Below are 24,121 nucleotides of genomic sequence, written 5' to 3'. Positions count from 1 at the left end.
ATTTTGATTTTTTAGTATGTTTATAGTATGATAGTTATAGATATACATCTTATGGAATTTCACCTAAAAACTTACTAGGGTACATAAGAGAGGGGCAAGTACAAAATGCATAATGTTGTTATTACAGCTGCAGTTCGTTCGCCAATTGGAACTTTTGGAGGAGCGCTAAAAAATGTAACGCCAGTAGAATTAGCTGTTCCTGTACTTCAGGAAGCTGTAAAACGAGGCGGGGTAGAACCACATGAAGTTGATGAAGTAATTTTAGGTCATTGTATTCAAAGAACTGATGAAGCAAATACAGCGAGAACAGCTGCATTAGCGGCAGGATTTCCTGACACAGTTACGGGATATACAATCCAACGCCAATGTTCTTCAGGTATGCAAGCAATTATGTCAGCTGCAATGCAAATCCAATTAGGTGTAAGTGATGTTGTTGTTGCAGGTGGAGTAGAAGCGATGAGTTCGAGCCCTTATGCATTGAAACAGCACCGCTGGGGACAACGTCTACAGCACGGAGAAATTCGTGATACGGTGTGGGAAGTGTTAGAAGATCCGATTCACCATATTATGATGGGTGAAACAGCGGAAAATTTAGTTGAACAATATGAAATTACAAGAGAGGAACAAGATGAAGTTGCTCTTCGCAGTCATACATTGGCACTGAAGGCAATCGAGTCTGGATACTTTGACGATCAAATTGTTCCTATTACAATAAAAGAGCGTAGAAAAGAAGTTATATTTTCGAAGGATGAACATCCACGTGCAGATATTACAGCTGAAAAATTAGCTGGATTGAAGCCGGCATTCCGTAAAGATGGGTCTGTAACTGCAGGTAATGCATCTGGCCTGAATGACGGAAGTGCAGTTCTAGTACTAATGAGCGAAGAAAAAGCGAAAGAAAAAGGCTTACAACCGTTAGCTAGAATTGTTGGATATTCAGTAGCTGGAGTAGACCCGAAAATTATGGGTATTGGACCAGCACCAGCAATTCGTAAAGGTTTAGAAAAAGTAGATTGGTCATTGGAAGATGCAGATTTACTTGAAATTAATGAAGCTTTCGCGGCTCAATATTTGGCTGTAGAGAAAGAGTTAGGCTTAGACCGTGAAAAAGTGAACGTAAACGGTAGTGGCGTAGGACTTGGGCATCCAATTGGTTGTACAGGGGCTCGTATTACAGTAAGTTTAATTCACGAATTAAAAAGACGTGGGTTAGAAAAAGGAATTGCCTCTTTATGCGTCGGTGGCGGTATCGGCGTTGCCTTATTTATAGAAGCACTATAAAAAAGAAGCAGCTATTGCTGCTTCTTTTTTTACGACTCAAATAGATGATGGAATAATCGATCGCGATTTTCAAAGAAAAGTTTCGTCGTTTGGTAATGCTCAGTTTCTTCTAATGTGGATTCGTGAATTCCCTCTTGTGTTAAAGAATATATAGTGGATTCAGGATAAGCCATTAAAATAGGAGAATGCGTCGCAATAACAAATTGTGAACCTTGTTCCGCTAGTTCATGCATTCGAATAAGCATGGAAAGTTGTCTCATTGGTGATAGAGCGGCCTCAGGCTCATCTAAAATGTATAAACCTTGTCCTGAAAAACGGTTCATAAATAAGGAAAAGAATGATTCACCGTGTGATTGTTTGTGTAGTGAGATACCACCATAAGAGTTGATAACCGGGTTCCCACGTGCTTCTCTATCAGCATCTATTTCATCAATATAAGAAGCAACGTTATAAAATGATTCAGCGCGAAGAAAGAAACCGTCGTTTGGTGTATTGAAACTTTTGGAAATTCGAAGGTATTCATGTAAAGATGAATGTGAATCGTTAGTGCTAAAGCGGAAATTCTTCGTTCCACCTTCTGCATTAAAGCCTAATGCAATTGCAATTCCTTCAAGTAATGTTGATTTACCCGTTCCATTTTCTCCAATAATGAATGTTACATTTGGATGAAAAACTAGTGATTGTAATGTTCGGATAGCAGGTAAGCAGTAAGGATATGCGGAAAAACTAGGGATATTTTCTTTTTTTAATGTAACATTTTGTAAAAAGGGTACGTCAATCAATATATAAACCTCAATTCATAACGGATTTTGATTCTAAAAAGGCGGCAAATACAAGTGTTAATGACACCTGAATTCCTTCCTTATTTTCTGAATATTTTATGTGGATTATATCATTTAAACTATCATATTCCAATGTGAAAATAAATATTGCATGAAGATCCATTCTCTCGTTATGATATATGGTATTCTATTGAAAATGTGAGAAGGAGTTAAAGTATGCCGTTTACATTTGCACATCCAGCAGCAGTTCTTCCTTTTGCGAAAAAGCATTCTAAACATATTTCAGTAACGGCTCTTATATTAGGTAGTATGGCGCCTGACTTTGAATATTTTTTACACTTTAGACCGTATGGTGTTATTGGCCATAAATGGCTCGGGTTCTTATATTTAAATTTACCGCTTGTATTTCTACTCGCATACATATATCACTACATTTTAAAAAAGCCGTTTATAACGCATTTACCTAAACCGTTTGCTGGTTATTATTCATATGCAATAGATGAGAGGTGGGGGCTACATACCTGGAAAGAATTCTTTGTATTTTGCTGTTCTGCATTATTCGGTATGCTCACGCATGTTGTTTGGGATGCATTCACTCATAAGACAGGCTATTTCGTTATGAAAATACCATTATTACAAAGAGAATGGTACGGTATCTCTGTTTATAAATATATGCAACATGGAAGTACATGTATTGGTGTTCTACTATTAGTATACGTTTTATGGAAGTATAGAAATGAAATGGGTAAAGATCTTTTTTTAGCTTCGGAAAAAAGAAAGTATTGGGTTTCAGTAATTGTTGTAGCAACTATTATATTTATCGTGCACGCGTTCCTAGATCCCTATTTTCATATTTTCCAAATTGGAGGTATAATAGTATCTGGACTGACAAGTTCATTTTGTGGACTTGTCATTGTTTCTATAGTTTACAAAGCCAGGGACTAATTTTATATTCATGAATGATAGCGTTAGGAGAAATGAAATGATGAAAGCATGGAAAAGTATTTTTGTTTTATGTAGTTTTCTTCTTATGTTAAGTGGTTGCTTCCATCAAGAAGAAAAGAAAGCTGAACCGAAGAAGAAAGAATCTATTCCTGAAACAAAAGAATATGGTGGGCGTGAGCTGAAAAAAGTAGGACAAAAAGTGAAAGAAACAGGATGGGGTACTTTTAAGTTAGAGCAGATGCATTCTGTGAATCAAACATTTGAAGTAGCGCCAATGAAAATTCACGTACAAGATGTGAAAGTAATTTCTTTATCACAGATGAGTGAAAAGGCAAAAAAAACATTGAAAGTATACACGGCACTAACCCCTGAAGAAGTAAAACGGAGATTAGGGGATAAAGTAAGCCAAGAAGATGCAGAATTATATGCATCGCTAAGTGGAACAGAGATTAGTAATACAATTCGTTACGTTGAGATTACATATAAAGTGGAGAATACCGGAAATAAAAATATGCAATTTTTCTCTATGAATGATGTTATGATTAATGGTAAGCAACATTTTAAAGTAGCCACTCAAAACTTTTTATATGACGAAGATACGTTAGTTGGTACAAAAAATGTATCAAGAGAAGACTATAAGCCTGGTGAAACAAGAGATGGTATTATTGGTTTAATACTTGACGATGGAAAAGACAAGGTAAAGGATATTCAGTTTACAACTGATGATCTACTTGCAGGAGATTCAGAAACACAAGATGTTGTAAAAGAGCCACAAACGTTTAACATCTCACTAAAATAATGTAAGGCAAAACAGTCAGCATTCAAATATTATGCTGACTGTTTTTTTATTTCTTTTATGTATGAATCTACATTTTGAAAAGGCACCTTAATTTTAAACGCATCTTTTTGTTCATTAAATTGCTTTTCATTGTAGGGACCGAAACGTTTATTGTGCTTTACGTCAATAATCCAATAATGTTCACTTTTTTTATTTGCAATTGCTGCGTCAGGGTTATTCGGATCTGATTTTTCCTCGGTTTGTTTTGCAATAATGTATTTATCATCCCAAGCAATGTCTGTAATTTTTGCAGGGATGTATTGTGTGGCATATACAGCATCTTGCGAGGGGAAAAGTTCAAATGCATTTCCAGAAGTACGTATGAGTTCGTATTCATCGTTAACCGTATAAGTTAAGTGACCTGTGTTTCCTGCACAACCAGTTAATAGGAAGGCGACGAATAGGATTATCCATTTTTTCAATATGGGAACCTCCTTTATAATGCTATTGTAACAAATTGTACAAGAAAAGTAAGAGAAAGGCTAGTTTACAATGTTTTTTAGAAGTGGTACGATGAGACGGGTAAAGAAGGATATGAAGGAGTCGACATAAAATGAAGTTAAAGATGCATCGTCCAGCGCTTGTAATGAATCGCATAGGTGCTTCCCTAATTGACATGTTTTTAATCTCGGTTATGTATGGTGTAGTAGTAGCTATTATGACCGGAAACTATAGTGCTATGTTTAAGCGCTTTAATATAAGCTTAGGTGATTTTAGATATGATTTCGCAGTAGTTTTTATATTAATGGCGATATATTTTATTGTGTTACCCTTTATTTGGAACGGTGTTACACTTGGAAAAAAGGTAACGAGAATAAAATTAATTTCATTGAAGAGTGAAAAGCTAACGTTGCAAACATTAATTATAAGATTTTTTGTAGTGTTATTACCGAACGTATTGCTATTAGGAATTCCATTAATATGTAATATATATATGATGTTGTTCCGCAAAGATAATTGTGGTTTTCAGGATTTAATTACAAAAACGAAAGTAATAAGTCTTGTATAATGAAAAAAAGACCTTTTTATATATAAAAGGGTCTTTTTGATTTTATAAGTATATGGGGAATGTTTACAGTAAGGAAAAGCTAAAATGTGTTAATTCTATTTATAATAGATTGAAAATTAAGAAAATGATATAATGATTAAAAATAATATCTTTATTCCGCCATATTGGGGCTGATTAAAATTTCACTTTATATAATAAGGGGGAGATTAAAATGACTGGAGGTAGTGTAATCTTTTGGGGGATTTTAATTTTCATCGGTTTAGTTTTCGATCAGCGTAATAATAAGAAAAAAGAAGGATAAAAAGTAAACGTTTACAAGTAAAATAGCAATTTTTCTTGCTTGCAGATTAATCTTATAAAGGAGTATACTGAATGACGGTAAGACTTATAGAAGGGGTAATGAAAATGAAGCTTGCAGGAAAAGTTGCTATCGTAACTGGCGGTGGCATCGGTATTGGACGTAATACAGCTCTTTTGTTGGCTAAACAAGGCGCAAAAGTTATTGTGACGGACATTGATCAAGAGAGTGGACAAGCAACAGTGGAGGAAATTATGAATCTAGGCGGAGAGGCACTTTTTGTATCCTATGATATGGGAAAGCAAGGAGATTGGCAACGCGTTATTAGCATTACTTTGAATGCATTCAGTCGCATTGATATGCTTTTTCAAAATGCAGGTTTATATAAAATAGATTCTATTTTTTCTCGCCAACAAGAGAACGATTCCAATGTACTTTGTATTAATGACGTTTGGATAGAGATAAAACAATTAACGTCATCTTTTATGAAACAGCAAGAAGAAGTGGTGCTTAGTGATTTACCGATTTTCGGTATTATTAGCACGAAAGGACAATCATTTCATACAGTAGAAGCCCTAGTATAATAATAAAAACCGCCCTCAATATATGTGGACGGTTTTTTTGTATGTGTATAGTAAAGATAAATTTTTTAGCGAATACGTTGTTCAGTTTGGTTATCAAAGAAATGTGCTTTATTCATATCAAATGCTAATTTAATTTGATCACCAGGTGAAAATGTATGTCTTGCATCTACACGTGCTGCAAAATCTTGATTTCCAAGTTTCATATATAAAATGGATTCAGCACCTAATAATTCAGCGACTTCAATTTTTGTTGTGAAGGCAGTAGATTGCGAAGCTTCTAAAAATAGTAGTTCATCATGAATGTCCTCTGGGCGAATACCTAAAACAATTTCCTTATTTACATAGCCTTGTTCACGTAGCATCTTCATTTTTCCTTCAGATACTTTAATTTTTATAGTATTGTCTATAACGAAATCGGTTTCAGTCAATTTACCACGGAAGAAATTCATAGCTGGTGAGCCGATAAATCCACCCACGAAAATGTTTTCTGGCGTTTCGTATACTTCTTTTGGAGTTCCAATTTGTTGGATTTTTCCATCCTTCATAACGACAAGACGCGAAGCCATAGTCATTGCTTCTGTTTGGTCATGTGTTACATAAATTGTTGTTGTTCCAAGGCGATGATGTAGCTTAGAAATTTCTGAGCGCATTGCAACACGGAGTTTAGCATCTAAGTTTGATAATGGTTCATCCATTAAGAAAACTTTTGCATCTCGAACGATTGCTCTACCTAACGCAACACGTTGGCGCTGTCCACCTGATAATGCTTTCGGTTTTCTATCTAAATATTGTTCAAGTCCTAAAATTTTTGCTGCATCTTTCACACGACGATCGATTTCATCTTTTGGTATTTTTCGAAGTTTTAATCCAAATGCCATATTATCATATACACTCATATGTGGATAAAGAGCGTAGTTTTGGAATACCATAGCGATATCTCGATCTTTTGGAGGAACATCATTCATTAGTTTACCATCAATTGAAAACTCGCCTTTTGAAATATCTTCAAGTCCAGCTACCATTCGTAATGTTGTAGATTTTCCGCATCCAGAAGGACCGACAAATACAATAAATTCTTTATCTTGAATGTGTAAATTAAAATCAGTTACAGCTGTTACGTTATTATCATATATTTTATAAATGTTTTCTAATTTAAGTTCTGCCATGGTATTTCCCCCTAGAAATAATTATGCAAACGTTTTCTTTGAGTTCATTATAAACGAATAGATTCAAAAAATAAATAAAAAAATAAAACGTTTTCATTTATTGGAGATTTATTAGTGGTTTTCATATGTTTTCTTAGAAAAAGAACAATAAAAATTGTAAGCGCTATTTTAAATTGAGATAGAATCTGTTATCATTCATTAATGAAAACGTTTGCGCCTTAAAAAAGAGAAAAATGAATGATGAATGAAATGGGGTAGCATAATGGAAAAACAATGGTGGAAAGAAAGTGTAGTATATCAAATTTATCCTCGTAGCTTTATGGATAGTAATGGTGATGGTATAGGAGATCTTCAAGGGATTATTTCAAAGCTAGATTACTTAAAAGAGTTAGGGATTGATGTGATTTGGTTATCACCAGTCTATGAATCTCCAAATGATGATAATGGTTATGATATAAGCGATTATTGTAAAATTATGAACGAGTTCGGAACAATGGAAGATTGGGATGAGCTATTACATGAAATGCATGAACGTAATATGAAACTTATGATGGACTTAGTTGTTAATCATACTTCGGATGAACATAATTGGTTTATTGAATCACGTAAATCAAAAGATAATAAATATAGAGATTACTATATATGGCGCCCTGGAAAAGAAGGGAAAGAACCGAACAACTGGGGAGCTGCTTTTAGTGGATCTGCATGGCAGTATGATGAAATGACGGATGAATATTATTTACATCTGTTTTCTAAAAAACAGCCAGATTTAAATTGGGATAATGAAAAGGTAAGACAAGATGTTTATGAAATGATGAAGTTTTGGTTAGAAAAAGGAATTGATGGCTTCCGTATGGATGTTATTAATTTTATTTCTAAAGAAGAGGGATTACCAGCTGTTGAAACAGAAGAAGAGGGGTATGTTTCAGGTCATAAGCATTTTATGAACGGTCCAAACATTCATAAATATTTACATGAAATGAATGAGGAAGTATTATCGCATTATGATATTATGACGGTTGGTGAAATGCCTGGTGTAACGACAGAAGAAGCGAAATTGTATACTGGAGAAGAACGAAAAGAGTTGCAAATGGTATTCCAATTTGAACATATGGATTTAGATTCAGGAGAAGGTGGAAAGTGGGATGTAAAACCATGCTCACTTCTTACTTTAAAAGAGAATTTAACAAAGTGGCAAAAAGCATTAGAGCATACCGGATGGAATAGCCTTTATTGGAATAATCATGATCAGCCTCGCGTTGTATCTCGTTTTGGTAATGATGGAATGTATCGCATTGAATCAGCAAAAATGTTAGCGACAGTTCTTCATATGATGAAAGGAACGCCATATATTTATCAAGGAGAGGAAATTGGAATGACGAACGTTCGATTCCAATCAATTGATGAATATCGAGATATTGAAACGTTAAATATGTATAAAGAAAAAGTGATAGACCATGGTGAAGATATAGAAAAAGTAATGGAATCTATTTATATAAAGGGTCGTGATAATGCTAGAACTCCGATGCAGTGGAATGATCAGAATCACGCTGGATTTACAAAAGGTGAACCTTGGATTACTGTAAATCCTAACTATAAAGAGATTAATGTGAAACAAGCAATCCAAGATGAAGGTTCAATTTTATATTACTATAAGAAATTAATTGAACTACGCAAAAATAATGAAATAGTTGTGTATGGATCATATGATTTAATATTAGATAATGACCCTTCTATTTTTGCTTATGTAAGAACATATGGAGATGAAAAACTACTTGTCATTGCAAACTTTACTGCGGATGAAAGTGTATTTGAAATGCCTAAGGATATTAGTTATAGTGAATCAGAGTTATTTATACACAATTACGATGTAGAAATCGGATCAATAGATAACATTCCATTACGTCCGTATGAAGCGATAGTGTTCAAATTGAAATAAGAAAAAGCCTTATGCCATTTCAAACTTGGCATAAGGCTTTTTGGATTACCATTTTAATATGGAGAATCCATATGGAGGAAGTGTAACTTGTAATACACTTGCTTCCGCTGAAAATTCTTCGTTTGTATAAATGTTAATTATTTTCTTACCAGTAACATGAAGAGGGAGTGAAACTGTAACTTCACTATTAGTAGGGTTTAAAACGAAAAAGATAGTTTCATCCTCATATGTTTTCGTATAAGAAATATAATTATGTTCATCATTTGCTTCGATGAATTGAAAAGTACCATGTCCTCCAAATGCTTTATGTTGTTTACGTAATAAAATCAATGTTTGTATATGGGTAAATAATGCATGATCTTGTTCTTTAGTATCCCAAATCATACATTTACGGCAATCAGGGTCCATGCCGCCATCCATACCAATTTCATCCCCGTAATAAATACAAGGAGAGCCGATGAAAGAAAGATGGAATACATAGAGCAATTTCAACTTATTTTTATCTCCGTTGCATGTTGTTAAAATTCTTGGAGTATCATGGCTGTCTAATAAATGAAATGCTGCTTCATTTACATTCATAGAGTAGGAATGTAGAGATTCTGTAATTTGCTTCATGAATTCACTTGCTTTAATGGAATCGTTAGCAAAGTAAGAAAGTAGAGCATTTGTAACAGGATAGCTCATGACAGCATCAAATTGATCGCCTTGTAGCCACGGAAGGGCATCGTGCCAAATTTCTCCCAAAATATATACTTCAGGATTTAGTGTCTTTATTTCAGTTCGGAATTCTCTCCAAAAGTTGTGATCGACTTCATTGGCGACATCAAGGCGCCAGCCATCTATATTGAATTCTCGTACCCAATAACGTCCTACTTCAAGTAAGTATTCTTTTACATCTGGATGAGCTGTATTTAATTTAGGCATATACGGTGTAAAGGCGAAAGTATCATAATTTGGAAGTGGTTCGGTTATAATCGGAAATTCATGAATGTGGAACCACTCTTTATATGCGGACTTCTCACCATTCTCTAGTACGTCTTGAAATTTCTCGAAAAAGTATCCACTATGATTAAACACAGCATCGAGCATTACTTTTATACCGTGCTTATGACATTCTTCAACGAGCTCTTTAAAAGTTTCTTTCGTCCCAAATTGTGGGTCAATTTCCATATAGTCAATTGTGTCATATTTATGGTTTGAATGAGCTTTGAAAATAGGTGTGAAATATATTCCGGAAATGCCAAGCTTAACAAGGTAATCAAGGTTTTGAATAACACCAGAAAAATCTCCGCCGAAAAAATTAGTTGGAGTTGGATTCGCACTTCCCCAAGGAAGGGTCTTTTCTGGATTCAGCGTACTATCGCCATTAGCGAATCGCTCAGGGAAAATCTGATACCAAATGGTGTCTTTAATCCAAGATGGTGCTTTGAATACATCATCTGCATGAATAAATGGAAAACAGAAAAAGTTACCAACATCATCATTTGGAATGCTAGAAAAGAATCCTCGCTCTGCATAAATAAGAGTGTCTGTTTCAGATTTTAATTCAAACCCATAACGTAAGCGCTTAAATTTTGGTTCGATTGCAATGGACCAATAATCAAATAATGCAGTAGAACCCGTTTTTTTCATGGGTGTACTTGCTGATATCCATTTCCCGTCTTTCCATTCGTAAGGATCACCGTAAATAAGATCGGCGCTTTGAATATCATCTCTCTTAGTACGTACTCGGATGTGAATTGTTTGTTCATCATAAGCGTATGCATAATTATCTTTCGGCCTATGATAAATGGCTTCTTTAAACATATAGAAAATCCCCCTTCAATATCTCTATACATAGTATTCCCTTAAGTGTAATAATAAAGCCTGTATTGCAAACGATTGCCTTTCTCGTAGCTTTAATATTGCTTATAAGAGTAGTATTCATTTTATATAAAGTCAATGTATAAAGAGTATAATGACATAATTTTTAAATTAATATTTGCAAAATGAATAAAAGAATGTATAATGATAGACAAATAGCGCAAACGTTTTCATAGATTGAGATATTGTTTGCGCTTCAATTAAACTATTAAATGCAAACGTTTTCAGTTACTGAGGTACATAGACAATTTAGGGAGGTTTTTGGGATGAAGAAAGCATTATCATTATTAACGGTTTCAGCATTATCTATTGGTATGTTATCTGCATGTGGACCGAAAGATTCAGGGAAAAAAGAGGAAAGTAAAGCGAAAAAAGACTATGATCTTCTTGTTTGGGAAGATGATAAAAAAGGTGTTGGTTTAGAACCAGCAGTGAAAAGCTTTGAGGAAAAATATAAAGTAAAAGTAAAAGTTGTTGAAATGCAAATGACAGATCAAGTGAAGAAGTTACGCCTTGATGGGCCAGCGGGGACTGGACCAGATGTTGTAACATTGCCACACGATCAAATCGGAAATGCAGTAACAGAAGGTTTACTTTCTGAAGTGAAAGCAGATGATGCTGTAAAGAGTAAATTTACTAATTCATCAATAGAAGCACAGACATATAACGGAAAATTATATGGTTTACCAAAAGCAATTGAGACACCAGTCTTTATTTACAATAAAAAACTAATGCCAAAAGCGCCAGAAACGATGGACGAGCTGTTTAACTTCTCAAAAGAATTTACGAAAGATGGCAAGTACGGATTTTTAGCATTAGGAGATAACTTCTACTTTGCTAATGCATTCATGGCAGGTATGGGCGGTTATGTATTTGGTGAAAAAGATGGAAAGCCAAATGCAAGTGATGTTGGATTAAATAATAGTGGAGCAGTACAAGGTGCTGAATATCTTCAAAAATGGTACAAGGAAAAATTATTCCCAAAAGGTATTATCGGTGAATCAGGTGGGCCTGCTGCTGATGGACTATTCAATGAAGGAAAAGCAGCTTCTATCATGAATGGCCCATGGGCGTTCCAAGCAATGGAAAAGAACGGGATTGATTATGGCGTTGCTCCAATGCCGAAATTACCAAATGGTCAACCAATGAAAACGTTTGTTGGGGTTAAAGGATGGCATGTAACAAGTTTCTCTAAACAAAATGATTTAGCTACAAAATTCACTGAGTGGGTAACAAATGAAGAAAACGCAAAAATTCGATTTGAGAAAACAAAAGAAATTCCTCCAGTAAAATCAGTAATGGAAGATCCAATTATTAAAGATAACGAAGCTGCAAAAGCAGTTGCAACGCAATCTGAAAATGGAATTCCAATGCCAAACATTCCAGAAATGCAAGAAGTTTGGAAACCAGCTGGAGATGCGCTTCAATTAGTTGTTACAGATAAAGAGGCACCAAAAGCGGCGCTTGATAGTGCAGTGAAACAAATTAAAGGTAATATTGAGGCAAATCATAACAAGAAAAAATAAGGTGAAATTCGTGCCTCTAATATGAGAGGCACGAATTCTCTCCCTTCCATGTAGGAAGAAAAAAGGGGGAAGGAACATGCAAACATCTATGGAACCAGCAAATGGGTTAAACCATTCAAAGCATAGGAAAATGGCAACCATGTTATCAATCATTCCAGGCGTGGGCCAAATGTATAATAAACAATTTGTAAAAGGTCTTATTTTTCTAGTATTAACAGGTTCTTTTATTGTAGCCTTTGCTGATTTATTAAATATGGGATTATGGGGTATTGTAACGCTTGGTACAGAAGTTCCACGTGACCATTCTGTCTTTCTATTAGTAGAAGGAATCTTGGCCCTTATCGTTATCGCTTTTGGGCTAGGCATATATGCATTTAACTTATATGATGCATACCAAAATGGAAAGAAACGTGATAGCGGAACACCGTTAAATTCTGTAAAAGAGCAATATCGTAATTTGTTAGATCAAGGTTTTCCTTATTTAATGGTTTCACCAGGTTTTCTACTACTTATCTTTGTGGTCGTATTTCCAATCATCTTCGTAATTTTAATTGGATTTACAAACTATGATTTATATCATTCTCCTCCAGCTAAATTAGTAGATTGGGTGGGCTTTAAAAACTTTATTGATATTTTCACTTTACCGATGTGGAGAGAGACATTTGTAAGTGTATTCTCTTGGACTGTCATTTGGACATTCGTTGCAACAACATTACAAGTTGCACTTGGTATTTTCTTAGCGATTATCGTAAATCAGCCTGGTATTAAAGGAAAGGCAATTATTCGAACAATCTTCATTTTACCGTGGGCGGTTCCAGCATTCGTATCTATTCTTGTTTTCTCTGGTATGTTTAATGAAACATTCGGAGCGATTAACAATCAAGTATTAGCTTTATTCGGAATTGAAAAGATTGCTTGGATGACAGATCCATTTTGGGCGAAGATGGCTTTAATTATGATTCAAACGTGGCTTGGGTTCCCGTTTATCTTTGCGATGACAACAGGTATACTGCAATCGATTCCGGGAGAATTATATGAAGCGGCTACAGTAGATGGAGCGACAGCTTGGCAACAGTTTCGTAAAATTACATTGCCACTTGTGTTATATGCAACAGCACCAATATTAATTACGCAATATACGTTTAACTTTAATAACTTTAGTATCATCTATCTATTTAATGGTGGAGGTCCTGCTGTAGCTGGACAAGACGCAGGTGGAACGGATATTTTAATTTCATGGATTTATAAGTTAACGATGACTTCAGCGCAGTACGGAAAAGCAGCAGCTCTTACAATGATATTATCGTTAATTGTTATTACAGTTGCGTTATGGCAATTTAAGAGAACAAAATCATTCCAAGAAGAGGATATGATGTAAATGAATATTAAAAGACAGAAGATGTTACGTCTCTCATTAAGTTATTTAGTTATTTTCGTAATGTGTGCCATCATTTTCTATCCGTTATTATGGATTATTGGCTCATCGTTTAATCCAGGTGATAGTTTATCTGGATCAAGTATTATTCCACAAAATGCAACGTTAGATCATTATCGTAAGTTATTAGATCTAGAGAATAGTAATTACTTACTATGGTATAAAAACACATTAAAAGTAAGTGTTTTAACGATGATTTTCTCAGTGTTAGCAATTAGTTTTACCGCTTATGCATTTTCGAGATATCGTTTTGTTGGAAGAAAAAATGGTTTATTAACATTTTTAATTCTGCAAATGATTCCAAACTTTGCAGCGTTAATTGCTTTATACGTATTAGCTCAATTAACAGGATTAATTGATACACACCTTGCATTAATTTTAATTTATGTAGGCGGGGCTATTCCGATGAATACATGGCTTATGAAAGGGTATTTTGATACGATTCCGAAAGAACTGGATGAATCAGCTCGAATGGATGGAGCAGGACATTTTCGTATTTTTTGGCAAATCATTATGCCACTTGCAAAGCCAATCGTAGCGGTTGTAGCGTTATTTACTTTCATTGGTCCATTTACAGATTTCATTTTAGCGAGTATTATTTTGCGAACACCAGAAAATTATACTTTAGCAGTTGGATTATATGAAATGGTTGCGAAGAAATTCGGTAATGAATTTACAACGTTTGCAGCGGGTTCTGTGTTAATTGCGATCCCAATTTCAATTTTATTCCTATCACTACAAAAATACTTTATTTCTGGTTTAACAGCTGGAGGTACAAAAGGATGAAAAATGGGACATTACGTCCCATTTTTCTTTTCATCTCCCTATAAATAAGTTTATAGGGAGATGAAAAGAGATTTGACATCACATGTGAAAAGAAGTGAAATAAATAGTATATTATAGTATAGGAAAAAATAGCTATATCCCTTACAATACATGAAGAGGGAGAATAGAATTAGTTTTGCAAGATATAAGAAATGAAAGTTTATGACTTGCAATGAGTGCGAGATAAAATATATGAAAAATGGCAGAGAAATGAGAGGAGGGGGATTTTTATGACAGTTACAATTAAAGATGTGGCGAAGCAAGCGAATGTTGCACCATCAACAGTTTCTCGTGTAATTGCTGATAATCCAAGTATAAGTGAAAAGACAAAGCGCCGTGTTAGGAAAGTGATGAGTGAATTAGGGTATCATCCCAATTTAAATGCGAGAAATCTTGCGAACCAAACGACGAAAACACTTGGTCTTGTTATGCCAAGTTCTGCAAGTAAAGCTTTTCAAAATCCATTTTTCCCAGAAGTTATAAGAGGGATTAGTTCATTTGCACACGTAGAAGGTTATGCGCTTTACATGTCGACAGGTGAAACGGAAGAAGAAATTTTTAATGGTGTCGTAAAGATGGTACAGGGACGCCAAATTGGTGGCATTATTCTTTTATATTCAAGGGAGAATGATCGGATTATTCAATATTTACATGAACAAAATTTCCCGTTTGTTTTAATAGGAAAACCATATGATCGAAAAGATGAAATTACATATGTAGATAATGACAATTATACAGCTGCAAGAGAAGTGGCAGAATATTTAATTTCATTAGGGCATAAGCAAATCGCGTTCATTGGTGGTGGATCAGATTTACTTGTAACGAGAGATCGTTTAGCGGGTATGAGTGATGCCTTGAAATTAGCAGACATTGTATTACCAAAAGAATATATTTTACATTTTGATTTTTCGAGGGAAAGTGGTCAACAAGCTGTTGAGGAATTAATGGGACTGCAGCAACCGCCAACGGCAATTATGGCAACGGATGACTTAATTGGACTTGGTGTGTTAAGTGCTCTTTCTAAAAAAGGATTCGTTGTACCGAAAGATGTTTCTATTGTAAGCTTTAATAATGCTTTATTATCAGAAATTGCGAGCCCTCCACTTTCGACAGTTGATGTGAATATTTATCAGCTAGGATATGAGGCAGCAAAAGCTTTAGTTGATAAAGTAGAGAATGCAGAATCCACTGCAAAGTGTATCATTATTCCTCATAAATTACTAAAACGTCAAACTTGTGATCATTATGCATAAAAAAGCTAAGAGTTTAACTCTTAGCTTTTTTCATTAGAAAGGCTTCTAATCGGTCGCAGCCTTCTTTTAAAGTTTCGATACTATACGCATAGGACAAGCGAAGGTAGCCTTCACCGTATTCAGAGAATGCTGTTCCAGGAACTACAGCTAGTCCCGCTTCTTTGACAAGATCAAGTGCAAAATCAAATGATGAAGATGTCAAATGACCAACATATGGGAATAAGTAAAATGCACCTGTTGGCTTTTCAACTGTTAATCCCATTTGAGTGAGTCTATTATATACGTAATCACGGCGTTTTTTATATTGGTGGCGCATCATTTTTGGTGCGTCTTTAGCTGCTGTTAATGCTTCAATTGCAGCGTATTGAGCGATTGAAGTAGCACACGTTACATTGTATTGATGAACTTTTAATATGTGTCCTGCTAAATAACTTGGTGCAAATAAAAGTCCAACACGCCAGCCAGTCATAGAATGTGATTTAGATAAACCGTTAATGACAATTGTTTTTTCACGCATTTCTGGGAAATGAGCGATAGATGTATGCTTTTGTTCATATACAAGCTCGCTATAAATTTCATCTGAAAGGACGAAAATATTTTTATCTTTTAAAACATCTACAATATCTTTTAGCTCTTCTGTTGATAAAGTTACACCGGTTGGGTTAGAAGGATACGGTAGTACGATACATCTTGTTTTTTCTGTAATAGCATTTTTAAGCGCTTCAGCTGTTAAACGAAATCCAGTTTCACGAACATCTACAAAAATAGGCGTTGCACCGCATAATCGAATAATAGGTTCGTAGCCTGGATAAATAGGAGCAGGTAAAATTACTTCTGTTCCTGGCTCTAAAATCGTTCGGAATGCAACATCAATTGCTTCGCTAGCACCGATTGTAACGATGGTTTCGTTTTCAGGTGAATAATGTAAATCGTAGTTATCTTTTACGAAGTTACAAGCTGCCTTACGTAATTCTAGTAAACCAGCGTTATGTGTATAGCTTGTATAGTTTTCTGTAATAGCCCGTTTAGCCGCTTCTTTCACGAGAGAAGGTGTAGGGAAATCGGGTTGTCCAATTGTTAAAGAAATCAAATTATCATAGTTTTGAATCATGTTAGAGAACTGACGGATTCCAGAAATTTGGATGTCCTTCACTCTAGGGTTAATGAATTGTTCCATTGTATCTCCCTTTCTTCCGTTTGAAAATTAAGTTCATTTTATCATATTTTCTATGATTACGCTTTGTATATGTTATTTAGAAAGAGAGAGAAAAGAGAAAAAAAGCCGCTATAAGCGACTTTTTAATATCCGTATTCCCAATCTATTTCATCTTCATTCCAGAGTACAGAGGATACCTTGCCAAGGTGAACGACTGATTCGTTTACAGCACATGTGCAGTTTTCATCTCCCGCTTTATGCTGTAACTCTTCATATACTGATTTTTCAACATTTTCTAGAACAACCAAATTTTCTTCTTTTAAAACAAGCGTAGTACCCGCCATATTTATCTTCCTCCTACTAAAGTAATGATCACTTATTTGTAAACATAGATAGTATGGATTATATGCTGTATTTTGCTATAATTGTCCGTCTAAAAAAGTATTTTTATATTTTCTTTGTAATCCGTATTCATTGTATACTGCACGAAGGAAATTTGGTACAGGGTTTACAATCATTTCGAAAATCTGTAACAATTATTATGAGTTGTTAACAAAGAATTAACAAATATGTTAAGAAAAATCAAAATTTTAAAACAAATACACCTATAAAATGATATAATCATATCAAAATACATATAGGGGATGAGAGGTTATGGAGCTTATCCGTGATTTATTGATTCAAATTGCCATCATAATTTTGCCACTATTTTTATATGAAGCGATTCGTTTAAATCGCTATCAAGAAATGCCTCCGAAGCCAAATCGTTACTTTATTATGTTTTTATCTAGCGTTACGCTCGTTCTCTCCATGACATACTCTATTTGTTTTGGCAATGTGTGTGGGTATAACTTTCACCCCATTCCAATTGTCAGTGGTTTTTTATATGGTGGGATTGTTGGTTTAATCCCAGCGGTTATTTTTGTTGCATATGAATGGTTACTAAAGGGAATGAGCTTTCTTCCAGTTTTAGAAGTAATATTTCTATTGATAGTTCCGCTATTTTTATCAAAGAAATGGTCTCTTTTTTCAAGGGATAAGAAATTAATTTTAGCATTTATGATTTCATCATTTTATGTGCTTGTTTCTTTAGTATTAGGCATGATTAATGTTCTTTTGGAAACAGGATTTACACCGTATATTTCGCAAATATATAGCGGATTTATATTTGCCTCGCTTATCATGGTCATGACAATGGTATTTCAGGTGTATTTAACTGAATATTTAAATGAAAATGCATTGCTACGTACAGAGATGCAAAAATCAGAAAAGCTTAATATTGTAAGTGAGTTAGCAGCAAGTGTGGCACATGAAGTTCGAAATCCACTAACTGTTGTTCGTGGATTTATCCAATTGCTAGAAAGTACGGAAGATGTGAAGAATAAGGATTATATGCGTCTTGTATTAGCTGAATTGGATCGGGCGGAACAAATTATTTCAGATTACTTAAATTTAGCAAGGCCGCAAATTGAGAAAAAAGAACACATTTGTTTATCAGCCCAATTAATAGAAATGACCACTCTTATGTCGTCATTTGCAGCGATGCAAGGTGTATATTTACAAGTTGAAATTTCAGAAAGCCTTTATACGATTGGTGATAAGACAAAATTGAAGCAAGCTATTATGAATGTTGTTAAAAATGGTATTGAAGCAATTCAAGGAAATAAAGGATATTTAAAAGTAACAGCTATTCAAAAAGATGAAACAATCATAATAAGAGTTAAAGATAGTGGTGTTGGTATGACGAAAGAACAGTTAGCAAGGCTTGGGCAACCATATTATTCTTTAAAAGAAAAAGGGACAGGATTAGGACTTATGGTAACATTTAGTATTTTACAAGCGCATAATGGTACATTGGAATATAAGAGTGAAAGTGGAAAAGGCACTGAAGCAATTATTATATTACCAGCTGTACAAAATAAGGAATAAAAGTTACCGATGAAAGGTAACTTTTTAATTTATATTGTTTATTCATTTGTTTTTTCTTGTTTTGCTCGGCTAAATAAACTTTTAAATGATTGAAAGAAGCTTTGCTCTTTTGAGGCAGCAACCATTCTTTTTGTTTCTTGAATTTCTCGAATAACTTGCATAAGCTGTGCATCACGGTTACTGTCTTTGTTATAAATTTGACTAACAAGTTTATTCATTTTTTCTTCCTGTTTGGATTCTCGTTTATACATATGATTCATTAATAAGTCCATCTTTTCTTTTTGCAGTGCATCGGTTTGAGCGGCGTGATCGACTAACTCTTGAAGCATTTTTTCTTGAGAGCCTTCTTTTACATAAACTTGTTGCATCAATTCGTCTAGTTTCTCATCCTTTAAACGATTTTGTGTAATTAGAGTAGAATTTTGATGAATAATTGCTTCATTTAATTGAGCTAGCATTTCAAGTTTTAACATGAACTCCTCAAAGTTACGCCCATCTTCTTTTTCTTTCGTTTGTATCTCTTGCTTATCTTGTATAACTGGTACAGGTGGGGCCTCTTTTTCTTTTAAAATAATCGGTATCGTTTCTGAAATATCTTCTTGTAATGTAGCAGCTCTTTCGTGTATAGATTTCAATAATTTTAAATCATCAAGTTTATAAATACGAGCATCAGCTGTTTTGGAAATCATATAACCATGTTCCTCTAACAGTTGACTATATTTGCGAACTATATGTTTTGGGATGCCTGTTTTATTCGTGACATCTTTCGTTTTATAGGTAGCTTCCATCATATTTCCTCCCCAAAAAGTATCGTATATATCATTTCAATCTTTTATGAGGACTTCCTTTGAAAAAGAATGTCGGAAGGCTATTAGTTTTCTACAGCATTAGTGAAAAAATGAAAATTTTTGGCGGAATGGCAAGGAATAACTAAAATAATGTCTGAAAACATATACAGGAGAAGTTTGTTATAATAACGGAGGAAAAGAAACTGGTAGAAACATGGAGGTATACATGAAGCAATTAAAAGGTATTATCATTTCAATTATCGCAATTCTGTCTATTTTAGTAGCAGTTTATGAAGTACTTGTGCCAGAGGAAACAAGTGTAAAGAAAACGAATACGTATGATCAAGTGTTAGAATTTCCGAAAGAACGTTATCCAGAGACAGGAAAACATATTACGGATGCTATAAAAGAAGGGCACTCAGAAGTTTGTACAATCGATCGTGGTGGTGCTGCAGATAGAAGGAAATTGTCGTTAGCACCATATCCATCAAAAAAAGGGTATGATCGTGATGAATGGCCAATGGCGATGTGCAAGGAAGGCGGAAAAGGAGCACATATTGAATATATAAGTCCGGCGGATAACCGTGGAGCAGGCTCTTGGGTAGGGAATAAGTTAGATAAATACCCAGATGGTACGCGAGTAAAATTTGAAGTGAAGTAGTAGTTGTATATTTCATAATGAAGGAGAAGGGGAACTATGGAGTTAACGATTTCTTATTCGCAATTAATGTTGATGAACTATGACGGTGAGCAGCCTTATGTAGATTGGACTGATGAAGATTTTGAAAGAGGTTATGCTAAGGCAGATGGAACTGTTATTTTTGAAGCACTTTCTGATTATACTTGTGAAGTGAAAGTGACCCCAGGGAAACATATTGAAAAAGAAGAAGTAGTTAGAACGATTACGGTTCCTTTTACAGTTGAAAATGAAAGTATCGTTATAACGAGTATTCTTTCTAATAAATTTCAAATACCTATTCCAAATGGTGAGTATACAGTTGTATTACAAGCAATTCCTCTTGAAGAGCCAACGGATGATGAATTATATAAAATACAATATGAATTCTTTTTTGAAAGTAAAGAATAAAAAATGGGTTATCCTGAGAAAAGGATAACCCATTTTTGTTATGCGTTTGTTTTTAAAAGGGAACGAGCATCTTTCGCTGCTTGCACCATATGTTCTAAAGCTGGAATAACTTCTTCTGTTCTTCTCGTTTTTAAACCACAATCGGGATTAATCCAGAAATATTTAGGATCACATACTTCTAAAGATTGTTCTACGATTTTATACATTTCATCTTTACTCGGTACACGTGGGCTATGAATATCATATACACCTAGGCCAATGCCTTTTTCATATGTTGTATGTTTTAATGTATCAATAAATTCTCCGTGACTTCTTGATGTTTCGATAGAAATTACATCTGCATCTAATGCGCGAATCGCGTCAACAATATCTTCGAAGTTACTGTAACACATATGAGTATGAATTTGTGTTTCATTTGCTACAGAAGAAGTTGCTAAAAGGAAGGATTGTACTGCCCATGTAATATAAGCATCCCAATCTTTTTCTTTTAGTGGCATTCCTTCACGAAGTGCGGGCTCATCGACTTGGATTACTCTAATTCCGGAAGATTCAAGTAGTTCAATTTCGTGACGAAGAGCTAGTGCAATTTGATACGAAACTTCTTTTCTTGGAATATCATTTCGAACGAAGGACCAATTTAAAATTGTAACAGGTCCGGTTAACATTCCTTTTACAACTTTTTCCGTTAAGCTTTGTGCATAAACTGTTTCCTTAATAGTCATGCCGTTAATAAAGGCTACATCACCATAAATAACAGGTGGTTTTACGCAGCGGGAACCGTAAGATTGTACCCAACCGTTTTTAGTGAATGAGAAACCAGCAAGGCGCTCACCAAAATATTCAACCATGTCAGTTCTTTCAAATTCACCATGTACAAGTACATCAAGCCCAATTTCTTCTTGGTAACGAATCCATTTTTCTGTCTCTTTTTCAATAAATTGTTCATATTGTTCATTTGAAATAACACCGTTACGCCATTCTTTTCGCGTTTGACGAACTTCAGTTGTTTGCGGGAAGCTACCAATAGTCGTTGTTGGTAATAGCGGTAACTCTAGGGCAACTTGTTGTAATTCGTATCGTTTTTCAAATGGAAGAGGACGTGAAAAATCTTCTTCTTTTAGTGCTGTTCGTGCTGCTTTGACATCTTCTCGGTTACGTGCAGCAGATGAACGAATTGTATGATGTACGTTTCGATATGTTTCCAGCTCATTACTAATGCTTTCTGTACCTTGAGTGAGAGCGGAATGAATAAGAACTAACTCTTCTAATTTTTGATTTGCAAATGCTAACGCATCAAACAGCTCAGTCGATAAGTGAGTTTCTTCTGTTTTATCGATTGGTGTATGCAATAAGCTACAAGAAGGCTGAACGATGATATCTTTCGTTTGGACTTGTTTTTGTAACGTTGTAAATAACGTAAGTACTTCATCAAGGTCAGCTCTCCAAATGTTACGGCCGTCTATACAACCGACAGCTAAAGTTTTATCAGCTGGGAACCCATATTTTGAAATAGCATTTAAATTGCCTTCTTTACCATGAATGAAATCTAATCCAATACCGGATACCGGGAATGTAATAATTTCTTCATAGTTTTCTTCTACGCTATCAAAATATGTTTGTAAAAGAAGAGTCGCATTTGGAACTTCTTTACGAATAGCTTCATAAATTTCTTTTGCTTGTTGAACTTCTTCTTTCGTTAAAGAAGCGAAAATCGGTTCATCAACTTGAATGGCTTGTGCCCCAGCTGCATGTAGTTCTGAAAGCAGTTGTACGTAAGGTACAACTAACTGTTTTAAAATGGTAGAAAATTGTTCTTGTGTATAGCCTTTAGCTAATTTTAAGAAAGTATATGGTCCTAAAATAACAGGCTTTCCATCTACTCCTAATTCTTGTTTTGCCTCTTCGTATAAGCGAAGTGGACGATTATCTTTTAAAGAGATTTGTAATCCCTCTTCATATTCAGGAACGATATAGTGATAGTTTGTGTTAAACCATTTTGTCATTTCGGAAGCTACGTGATCTTTAGAGCCACGCGCCATTGCGAAATATACATCAAGGTAAGATGTAAACTCAGAAAAACGTGATGGAATAAATCCTAGCATATAGGCAGTATCCAAAACGTGATCATAATATGTAAAGTCGCCAATTGGAATGAGTTCAATCCCTTTTTCTTGCTGTACTTTTACGTGTTGAAGGCGAATTTCTTTCATTGTTGTTAAAAATTGTTCTTCATCGATTTTATTGGACCAAAATGCTTCCAATGTTTTTTTCCACTCTCGTTGTAGTCCGATACGTGGATAACCTAAGTTACTTGTTTGAATTGCCATTTTAAATTCCTCCCTAATTGAAAGTAAGCATTTCCGTTTACTAGGAAATACCTATAACAAAAAGTACAAAGACATAGAAAATAAGCCTTCCTTTTTGTTTTAACACCTCATCATCATCCGTGAATCTATCAGTGTTGTTAAAACAGGCAGGTCTCCTGACTTATGCTTCATATAATTTCTTTCACCTTCCCGTTTTCACAGTGGTACTAAAAAGAAATCTCAGCATTTACAGTGGCGGGACCGTGTTGGAGTTTCACCAAGCTTCCCTTTTAAACACGAAACGAAACTTTCGTGTACCTATTTTCCTTTTGAAAGGAATTTAACAAGCGATATGATATTGAAACAAATTCTAACACAATTTTTGGAATTTTGTCTACTGTTTTGAAATAAGAAAATTCTAAAGTTTTTATTTCTTATTGTTATGAATTTTTATTCTGAATTAATTAATAATAGTACTGTATAAAAAGAGAAATTGAGCTATGAAAGAAGTAGGGATGTCTTCTTTCATAGCTCAATTTTCATCTATAGCAACTTCTGAAAGTCGGCCTGCTATAGCATCTTTAAGGAGGGTGTTTAACCATTGTAATTCAACTGTAATATGCTCAATTACACTTTGCAAAATATATAGTTGTGCACGTGGAACCTTTCCTTTATTACAATCATATATCGTTTGCATAGTATGTAAATATTGAAGAGTATCGTTTTTCTTTTTTTCTAAAATAGGAACTAATTCGTGATCATTGCTAAAGTGAGCGAAAGATAATGCTGAATAAATAGGTTTATATATTTGGTTTTTGGCTTCAAATTGTTTTAATAGTAAAGTATGGAATAGTTTTTTGCCTTCTTCTGTTATATGAAAAATCGTTTTGTCCGGTCGATTGGTGTCTCTAATTACATTTGTAATATGAATTGCACCTTGCTTTTCTAATTGCTCGAAGGCGTAATAAAGTGATCCTTTAGCATATTTAATGTAACAATCCATTTGTCGTTCTTTCATAATATGCTGCACTTCATATGGATGTTTATCTCCTTCGAGTAGCAAGCCGAGAATGACTAATTTCATGCTCATGCTGTCTCAACTCCTGTATAC

General features: G+C 34.6%; 23 protein-coding genes and 1 riboswitch. Of the genes, 14 read left to right on the top strand and 9 right to left on the bottom strand.

The genetic code is table 11. The features are described 5' to 3' along the window. The first annotated feature begins 105 nt into the window (after positions 1 to 105). Positions 106 to 1,281, top strand: coding sequence for an acetyl-CoA C-acetyltransferase (locus BHV55_RS20175; RefSeq protein WP_000552076.1), 1,176 nt, complete (start codon positions 106 to 108; stop codon positions 1,279 to 1,281). Positions 1,282 to 1,310: 29 nt separating this feature from the next. Here the strand turns inward: BHV55_RS20175 and BHV55_RS20170 are convergent, their stop codons facing one another. Then, positions 1,311 to 2,063, bottom strand: a complete 753-nt coding sequence (locus tag BHV55_RS20170; protein ID WP_070756926.1) for an AAA family ATPase — start codon at positions 2,061 to 2,063, stop codon at positions 1,311 to 1,313. Between the two features lie 216 nt (positions 2,064 to 2,279). Between BHV55_RS20170 and BHV55_RS20165 the strand changes: the two genes are divergently transcribed. Further along, the gene (locus tag BHV55_RS20165) at positions 2,280 to 3,008 is read left to right on the top strand and encodes a DUF4184 family protein (protein WP_070756925.1); all 729 of its coding nucleotides are present in this window, start codon (positions 2,280 to 2,282) and stop codon (positions 3,006 to 3,008) included. Positions 3,009 to 3,045: 37 nt separating this feature from the next. Next, entirely contained in the window at positions 3,046 to 3,807 is a 762-nt protein-coding gene (locus BHV55_RS20160; RefSeq protein ID WP_000973895.1) for a hypothetical protein, read from the top strand. Between the two features lie 29 nt (positions 3,808 to 3,836). Here BHV55_RS20160 and BHV55_RS20155 read toward each other — a convergent pair whose 3' ends face one another. Then, positions 3,837 to 4,268, bottom strand: a complete 432-nt coding sequence (locus BHV55_RS20155) for a DUF3997 domain-containing protein (protein WP_000758785.1) — start codon at positions 4,266 to 4,268, stop codon at positions 3,837 to 3,839. A 131-nt stretch (positions 4,269 to 4,399) separates the two neighbouring features. Here BHV55_RS20155 and BHV55_RS20150 point away from each other — a divergent pair, with 131 nt between their 5' ends. The 3 genes from BHV55_RS20150 to BHV55_RS20140 all read left to right on the top strand — a co-directional run bounded on the left by BHV55_RS20150 (position 4,400) and on the right by BHV55_RS20140 (position 5,737). After that, entirely contained in the window at positions 4,400 to 4,855 is a 456-nt protein-coding gene (locus tag BHV55_RS20150; protein ID WP_000769098.1) for an RDD family protein, read from the top strand. A gap of 211 nt (positions 4,856 to 5,066) precedes the next feature. Further along, positions 5,067 to 5,156, top strand: coding sequence for a hypothetical protein (locus tag BHV55_RS20145; protein ID WP_000145650.1), 90 nt, complete (start codon positions 5,067 to 5,069; stop codon positions 5,154 to 5,156). A gap of 71 nt (positions 5,157 to 5,227) precedes the next feature. Beyond that, complete coding sequence (locus BHV55_RS20140) at positions 5,228 to 5,737, top strand: SDR family NAD(P)-dependent oxidoreductase (RefSeq protein WP_000218410.1); 510 nt, start codon at positions 5,228 to 5,230, stop codon at positions 5,735 to 5,737. A gap of 65 nt (positions 5,738 to 5,802) precedes the next feature. On the opposite strand, the gene BHV55_RS20135 is transcribed toward BHV55_RS20140, so the two are convergent. Beyond that, positions 5,803 to 6,903, bottom strand: a complete 1,101-nt coding sequence (locus BHV55_RS20135) for an ABC transporter ATP-binding protein (RefSeq protein ID WP_000818931.1) — start codon at positions 6,901 to 6,903, stop codon at positions 5,803 to 5,805. A gap of 262 nt (positions 6,904 to 7,165) precedes the next feature. Between BHV55_RS20135 and malL the strand changes: the two genes are divergently transcribed. After that, entirely contained in the window at positions 7,166 to 8,842 is a 1,677-nt protein-coding gene (malL, locus tag BHV55_RS20130; RefSeq protein ID WP_083320091.1) for an oligo-1,6-glucosidase, read from the top strand. A 45-nt stretch (positions 8,843 to 8,887) separates the two neighbouring features. On the opposite strand, the gene BHV55_RS20125 is transcribed toward malL, so the two are convergent. Continuing rightward, positions 8,888 to 10,648 (bottom strand): alpha-glycosidase, encoded by a 1,761-nt coding sequence (locus BHV55_RS20125; RefSeq protein ID WP_070756923.1) that lies wholly within the window; start codon positions 10,646 to 10,648, stop codon positions 8,888 to 8,890. A gap of 323 nt (positions 10,649 to 10,971) precedes the next feature. Between BHV55_RS20125 and BHV55_RS20120 the strand changes: the two genes are divergently transcribed. From BHV55_RS20120 to malR, 4 genes are all read left to right on the top strand, one after another. Further along, positions 10,972 to 12,231 carry an extracellular solute-binding protein gene (locus BHV55_RS20120; protein ID WP_000709923.1) on the top strand — a complete coding sequence of 420 codons (1,260 nt, stop codon included), beginning with the start codon at positions 10,972 to 10,974 and terminating at the stop codon, positions 12,229 to 12,231. A 76-nt stretch (positions 12,232 to 12,307) separates the two neighbouring features. Continuing rightward, the gene (malC, locus tag BHV55_RS20115; protein ID WP_070756922.1) at positions 12,308 to 13,609 is read left to right on the top strand and encodes a maltosaccharide ABC transporter permease MalC; all 1,302 of its coding nucleotides are present in this window, start codon (positions 12,308 to 12,310) and stop codon (positions 13,607 to 13,609) included. Beyond that, positions 13,610 to 14,452, top strand: coding sequence for a maltosaccharide ABC transporter permease MalD (gene malD, locus BHV55_RS20110; protein ID WP_001022608.1), 843 nt, complete (start codon positions 13,610 to 13,612; stop codon positions 14,450 to 14,452). A gap of 269 nt (positions 14,453 to 14,721) precedes the next feature. After that, complete coding sequence (malR, locus tag BHV55_RS20105) at positions 14,722 to 15,744, top strand: maltose operon transcriptional repressor MalR (protein WP_000219053.1); 1,023 nt, start codon at positions 14,722 to 14,724, stop codon at positions 15,742 to 15,744. A gap of 13 nt (positions 15,745 to 15,757) precedes the next feature. Here the strand turns inward: malR and BHV55_RS20100 are convergent, their stop codons facing one another. After that, positions 15,758 to 16,921 carry an aminotransferase A gene (locus tag BHV55_RS20100; RefSeq protein ID WP_000434578.1) on the bottom strand — a complete coding sequence of 388 codons (1,164 nt, stop codon included), beginning with the start codon at positions 16,919 to 16,921 and terminating at the stop codon, positions 15,758 to 15,760. Between the two features lie 122 nt (positions 16,922 to 17,043). Beyond that, positions 17,044 to 17,244: a hypothetical protein gene (locus tag BHV55_RS20095; RefSeq protein WP_000929277.1), complete on the bottom strand. Its 201-nt coding sequence runs from the start codon at positions 17,242 to 17,244 to the stop codon at positions 17,044 to 17,046. A 310-nt stretch (positions 17,245 to 17,554) separates the two neighbouring features. Here BHV55_RS20095 and kinB point away from each other — a divergent pair, with 310 nt between their 5' ends. Next, complete coding sequence (kinB, locus tag BHV55_RS20090) at positions 17,555 to 18,829, top strand: sporulation sensor histidine kinase KinB (RefSeq protein WP_000420369.1); 1,275 nt, start codon at positions 17,555 to 17,557, stop codon at positions 18,827 to 18,829. 38 nt (positions 18,830 to 18,867) lie between these two features. Here kinB and BHV55_RS20085 read toward each other — a convergent pair whose 3' ends face one another. Continuing rightward, positions 18,868 to 19,617, bottom strand: a complete 750-nt coding sequence (locus tag BHV55_RS20085; protein ID WP_000388471.1) for a DUF3967 domain-containing protein — start codon at positions 19,615 to 19,617, stop codon at positions 18,868 to 18,870. A 226-nt stretch (positions 19,618 to 19,843) separates the two neighbouring features. Here BHV55_RS20085 and nucA point away from each other — a divergent pair, with 226 nt between their 5' ends. Beyond that, positions 19,844 to 20,278: a DNA-entry nuclease gene (gene nucA, locus BHV55_RS20080; protein WP_000811494.1), complete on the top strand. Its 435-nt coding sequence runs from the start codon at positions 19,844 to 19,846 to the stop codon at positions 20,276 to 20,278. Positions 20,279 to 20,314: 36 nt separating this feature from the next. Next, positions 20,315 to 20,704: a competence protein ComJ gene (comJ, locus tag BHV55_RS20075; RefSeq protein ID WP_000424030.1), complete on the top strand. Its 390-nt coding sequence runs from the start codon at positions 20,315 to 20,317 to the stop codon at positions 20,702 to 20,704. Positions 20,705 to 20,742: 38 nt separating this feature from the next. Here the strand turns inward: comJ and metE are convergent, their stop codons facing one another. Both metE and BHV55_RS20065 read right to left on the bottom strand, forming a co-directional pair. Then, on the bottom strand, positions 20,743 to 23,031 hold the full coding sequence (gene metE, locus BHV55_RS20070; protein WP_001007613.1) for a 5-methyltetrahydropteroyltriglutamate--homocysteine S-methyltransferase: 2,289 nt from the start codon (positions 23,029 to 23,031) through the stop codon (positions 20,743 to 20,745). 128 nt (positions 23,032 to 23,159) lie between these two features. Further along, positions 23,160 to 23,347, bottom strand: a riboswitch (cobalamin riboswitch). A 195-nt stretch (positions 23,348 to 23,542) separates the two neighbouring features. Further along, positions 23,543 to 24,100, bottom strand: coding sequence for a PadR family transcriptional regulator (locus BHV55_RS20065; protein ID WP_000062063.1), 558 nt, complete (start codon positions 24,098 to 24,100; stop codon positions 23,543 to 23,545). Between the last annotated feature and the right edge of the window lie 21 nt (positions 24,101 to 24,121).

Origin of the sequence: Bacillus sp. RZ2MS9, assembly GCF_001816185.2 — a bacterium.
Taxonomy (GTDB): Bacteria; Bacillota; Bacilli; order Bacillales; family Bacillaceae_G; genus Bacillus_A; species Bacillus_A cereus.
The sequence above is the reverse complement of the archived record's forward strand: the minus strand, read 5'-3'. Positions and strand labels throughout refer to the sequence as shown.